The sequence below is a fragment of the Micromonospora sp. KC207 genome (genome assembly GCF_004348615.1).
GTDB lineage: Bacteria > Actinomycetota > Actinomycetes > Mycobacteriales > Micromonosporaceae > Micromonospora.
Genome location: NZ_SMKJ01000382.1, coordinates 1 through 5,090 on the forward strand (window position 1 = coordinate 1; position 5,090 = coordinate 5,090).

Sequence of the window (5,090 nt, forward strand, 5' to 3'; positions counted from 1 at the left end):
CTCCGCCGCGCTGGGCACCCGGGGGCGGGCGCTGCTCGGCGCGGGGGCGGCCGGGTTCGCCGTGCTGCTCACCGCCGTCCAGTTGCGCCACCCGGCCGCGTCCCCGTCGACCCCGTCGTACGCGCCGGTGCTGCCGCTGCTGGCGTGGGCGGCGGCGCTGGCGGCGGTGGCGCTGCTGGCCGGGCTGTGCTGGCCGGCGCTGGTCGGGCGCTGGCCGGGCCTGGCCGGGCGGGGCGGCGTGGTGCTGCTCACCGCCGCCCTGGTCGCCGGTGGGCCGGGGCTGGTGCTGGACGCCGCCGCCGCGCACCGGTTTCCCAACGGCGGCGCGTACCCGGTGGAGCGGATGCCGGCTTCCCGGGTGGCAGCGGCCCGGTACGTGCACGACCACAGCGATCCCGGCGACGTGGTGGCCACCAACGTGCACTGCCGGGCGGTGGTGAGCGGCTGGTGCGACGCCCGGTCGTTCTGGCTCAGCGCGTACACCGAGCGCGCCGTGCTGGTGGAGGGGTGGGCGTTCGCGCCCCGGATGGTCGGCCTGCCCGGCGGTCCGTACGCCCCGTTCTGGGACGACGGACGGCTGCGGGCCAACGATGCCGCGTTCACCGCCCCCACGGCCGAGGGCCTGGCCGACCTGCGCGACACCTACGGCGTGCGCTGGCTGGTGGTGGACCGGCGGGTCGCCCCGGAGTCCCCGACCCTGGCCACCCTCGCCGACCTGCGCCACGCGGACGCCCGGATGGCCGTCTACCGCCTGCGCTGAGGGTGCAAGGAAGGGCCCCTCGTCAACGCATTCCGTTGTACAAGGGGCCCTTCCCAACACGCGCGTCAGCGCAGGGGAAGGCTGCGGGCCAGGGCCGAGCCGCTCGACTCGTACGCGGCCAGCAGGGCGGTCGGCCGACCCGAGGCGACCGGGACGACGACGGTCACCGACCGGTTGGCCCTCAGCTCGACCGTCCGGTCGCCGAGGGCGGCGTCGCCGTCCCAGGCGTACAGGTACGCCGTGCCGGCCCGGTCGGCGCGCAGGGTGACCCGCACCCCGCCGGCCACCCGGCGCTGGTCGGTCAGCCGCAGCGCCTCTTCCGGCAGCCGCGACACGGCGGCCGGGGCCACCCCGTCGACCGCCGACTGGGCGATGGTCTGCGGGCTGTGCACGCTGCGCGCGGCGGTGTCCGGGAACACCGGGGCACTGGGCTGCCGGGCCGCCGGGGTGTAGCCGGGCAGGGTCGCCAGGCCGTACCGGTACGGGTCGGCCCGCACGCCGGTGAACGTGGACCAGCCCAGCCGGGACTGGGAGCTGAGGTCCTGGGTGTCGGAGTCGTAGACGAGGACGTTGAAGCCCGTCCGGGCCGGGTCCACCGCGTCGGGCAGCACCGCGAACGGGATGCTCGCCTCGATGGTGTAGCCGGCGTACGGGCTGGTCACCTTGCTGACTACGGTCATCCCCGGCGCGGTCGTCGCGCCCGGACCCTGCCGGTTGTCGGCGTCGCGCTGCCAGCACGGCGGGTCGCCGTTGGCCGGGTCGTCGGTGACGGGGAAGATGCCGGCCTTGAACACCGTGGAGGTGTCCGACGAGTTCCCCTTCGGGTCGACGATGATCTCGACGCTGTCGGTGCGCCGCTGCCGCTTGCAGTCCTGCGGCACGACCTTGCGGCCGAGCACGTCGTCGGTGACCCGTACGAACACCTTCAGCGCGTCGGCGGTCCAGGCGATGTGGCCCTTCGCCGAGGCGTCCTGGGGCGTGGTGGCCTGGCCCTCCCAGATCCGGGAGAAGTCCAGCTCCGCGCCGGGATACTCGCCGGGGAAGGCCACCCCGTCGACGGCGTGGTCGTGGCCGGCCCGCGGAACCTCGGTGGTCGGCACGATCTCCAGGGCGCCGGTCTCCACGGTGCTGCCGGCGGCGCTGGTGGTGGTGATGGTGATGCCGTAGTCGCCGTCCGTGCCGCCCGCGTTGGCGGTGGGGAGGGTGGCGTCGGTGTTGGTGACGGTGAAGGTGACCGCCCCGGTCGCGCCGGGGGCCAGGTCGGCGTAGCTCCTGGTCGCCGCGTCGGCGGAGAAACCGGCGGGTAGGCCGAGGGTCACGGTGCCGCTCTGGGCGGCCTCGCCGTGGTTGCGCAGGTCGATCCGGACCGACCGGCTCTGGCCGGAGCCGACGGTGAGCACCGGCTTGATCAGGGTGTCGAGCTGCGGGTAGCCGCTGTCGCCCGCCCACTCGCGGAACAGCCCCACCTCGGGCAGCGGTTCCAGGGTGCCGCGCACGTCGGCGACGACCCGGACGGCCCGGTCGGTGCGCCCGACGCCCTGACGGGTGGTCAGGGTCGCGCCGACGAGCTGCTGCTGGTTGGTGTCGGCGTCGGCCGGGACGGTGACGGTGAACGCCGTGGTCCGTTCCTCGCCGGCCGCTACGGCGCCCCGTAGCGCGCCGGAGCCGGTGGCAGTCCAGCCCTGCGGCAGCCGCAGGTCGATCCGCGGCGCGGCCAGTGCCCGGTCCCGGGGCGCTCGCACGTGCGCGGTGACCTTGACGGTCTCGCCGGGGGCGAGGTCGAACCGGTCGGTGGTGAGGTACAGCTCGGTGCCCCGGGGCAGCCCGCCGGCCGCGTTCGGCAGCACGGAGCCGCGCAGGATCGCCTCGGGGGAGGCGTCCGCCGGGTCGTACGGGACGCGGCTGTCGACCAGGGTGTAGAAGTCGCAGCGCGTCTTCGCCGGGTCGGTGGGGGCGGCGGCGGTGCCGGCCCAGCCCTGGGTGACGTACTCCCGGCGGGCGTCGACCTCGATCTCGGCCCAGGTCTTCCCAGTGGCGCTCGGGGTGCCCTCCCAGACGCCGAAGACCTGGTCGGTCGGGACGGTCGGGACGAAGCTGGACGCGCAGTCCGGCCCGGTGGCCGAGGTGCCGGTGCCTCCCGTACGCAGGAACTTCGCGGCCCGGAACGGCTTGAGCCCCTCCCTGCGGAGCTGCTCGGGGAACGCCGCCGGGTCGGCGGCGGCGTGGAACGCCTCGGCGGCGAACCGGGCGGCCTGCTGGTGGTTGCCGTGGTTGCCCGGGGTCGGCGACGGGTTCATGGTCATGACGATCTCGGGCCGGGTCTGCCGGATCACCCGGACGATCTGGGCGAGGGTGTCGTCGTTTCCCCAGATCTGCTCGGACAGCGGCGCGGACGCGGTGTACCAGAAGTCGACCCGGTCGAGGTTGTAAAGGTTCTCCACCCCGGCCCGGCCGATCGCGGTGCGCTCCTCCCGCTCGCGGATGATGCCGAGCGGGGGGCCCTCTTCGAGGCCGACGGCGTTGCCGCCGCCCTCGCCCCGGGTGATGGTGACGACGCCGGCCTTGGCGCCGTGCCGCTCCTTCCACTGCCCCATGGTGGCGAGGCTGCCGGCCTCGTCGTCGGGGTGGGCGCTGACGAAGAGGACGTCGAGGTCGACGGCGTCGGCCGGCTGGCCGACGGGGTGGCCGGCGGGGGAGGCCAGGGCGGCGGCGGGCACCCCGGACAGGGCCAGGGCGAGCGCCGTGGGTAGCAGGAACGCCTTGATTCGCATGCGGATCCTTCCGGAACTACCACGGTCCGGGCAGCGGCCACCGTCGTCGGACGCACGGCGTCGACGCGGGGTCGTTGAGCGGACGCGAGACGGTGGGGTGGAAACGGTGGGCACCGACGACGGGCGCCGGGCCACCCGGGCAGGGCAGCAAAGAGACGCCGCGGGTACAGCGGCGACGTGGACGTCCGTACACACTGGAAGGCCTTCGCCCGGTGACGCTAGGGACCGGCGCGGCGGCCCGTCAATGCTTTGCAAGGTTTTTCTTCCTTTGCAAAAGAAACAAATTCAGCCCGGCCTGCTTTCCTGTGGTGCCGGTGCGGTCGCGCGGATCGAACCCGGCACCGGTATCGAAGGGGGCGTTTTCGCTGCTCCTGAAGGCACCCCTGGGAGTCCGAGACGCTTTCGTTACTTGACTCAATAGTTCGTTCGCCGTAGGAAGGAAATGTGACTGACGTGGTGACACCACCAACGAGCCCGGTGAGCCGGGAGCGGTCGAAGGAGATCAAGCGGTTGTCCGTGATCTCCACCGCCCGCCAGGTGCGGGTGCTCTCCCGCGCCGAGCTGACCGAGCTCACCGGCCTGAGCCCCGCCACGCTCACCCCACTCGTGCGCGAACTGATCGCCGAGGGCTACCTCATCGAGCGGGGACCCGGGACATCCCGCGCCGGCCGCCCCCGGGCGATGCTGGAGTTCAACCCGCGCGCCGAGCTGGTCGCCGCCGTCTCGCTGGAGCCGTCCCGGCTCACCTGCGAGATCGCCGACAGCGACGGCACGGTGGTCGCCCACCGGACCGTCCGCCTCACCGGCGACATCATCGACACCATCTGCCGCTCCGTGCCCGAGCTGGCCGGCGACAGCCTGCCGGCGCTGCGGGGTGTCGCCATCGCCGCGCCCGGCGTCTCCTCCGGCGGCGCCGTCCGGCTCGCCCCCTCGGTCGGCCTCGTGGAGGGCCGGCCGATAGGGGAGGCGGTACAGCGGCACCTCGGGGTGCCGGTGGTGGTGGACAACGACGTCAACCTGATGGCGGCCGGCGAGCACGCGGCCGGCGCCGGCAGCGACGTCGCAGACCTGCTGCTGCTGCACGTCGCTGACGGCATCGGCGCGGGACTGGTGCTCGACGGCCAGGTCCGCCGGGGCGCGGGCGGGGCGGCGGGCGAGGTCGGCTTCCTGCCGCTGGACCCGGTCGATCGGGGGCACGACGGGGTCGGCCCGTTCGAGGCCCGCTGGTCGGAGAACGCCGTCGCCGAGCGGATGGTGGCCCTGGCCCCCGGCCGGCGACCGGACGCGCCGGTGGCCGCCCTGGTCGAGCTGGCCCGCGCCGACGAGCGGGCCGCCGGGTACCTGGACGAGGTGCTGACCGCGTGGTCCCGGTTGATCGTCTCCTGCGTCTGCGTGATCGATCCCGGCCGGGTACTGCTCAGCGGCGCCGCCGCCCAGCTCGACGACCCGGCCGTCGAGCGGCTCCAGGCCCTGGTCGCCGCCGCCGCGCCGAGCGCCACCGAGGTACACCGGGCCGTGCTCGGCGACCGGGCCGTGTTGCACGGCGCGGTCAGTTACGC

General features: G+C 74.5%; 3 protein-coding genes. 2 read left to right on the forward strand and 1 reads right to left on the reverse strand.

Annotated features, from left to right (window positions below; genetic code table 11):
- Window positions 1-760, forward strand: a 760-nt coding sequence (locus E1258_RS33675) for a hypothetical protein (protein ID WP_207919807.1), incomplete at its 5' end; no start/stop codon positions are given.
- A gap of 65 nt (window positions 761-825) precedes the next feature.
- Here the strand turns inward: E1258_RS33675 and E1258_RS29635 are convergent.
- Window positions 826-3,531, reverse strand: coding sequence for a PIG-L family deacetylase (locus tag E1258_RS29635; RefSeq protein WP_132406919.1), 2,706 nt, complete (start codon window positions 3,529-3,531; stop codon window positions 826-828).
- Window positions 3,532-3,975: 444 nt separating this feature from the next.
- Between E1258_RS29635 and E1258_RS29640 the strand changes: the two genes are divergently transcribed.
- Window positions 3,976-5,090 (forward strand): ROK family protein (locus tag E1258_RS29640; protein WP_132406921.1); only part of this gene is annotated, 1,115 nt, incomplete at its 3' end.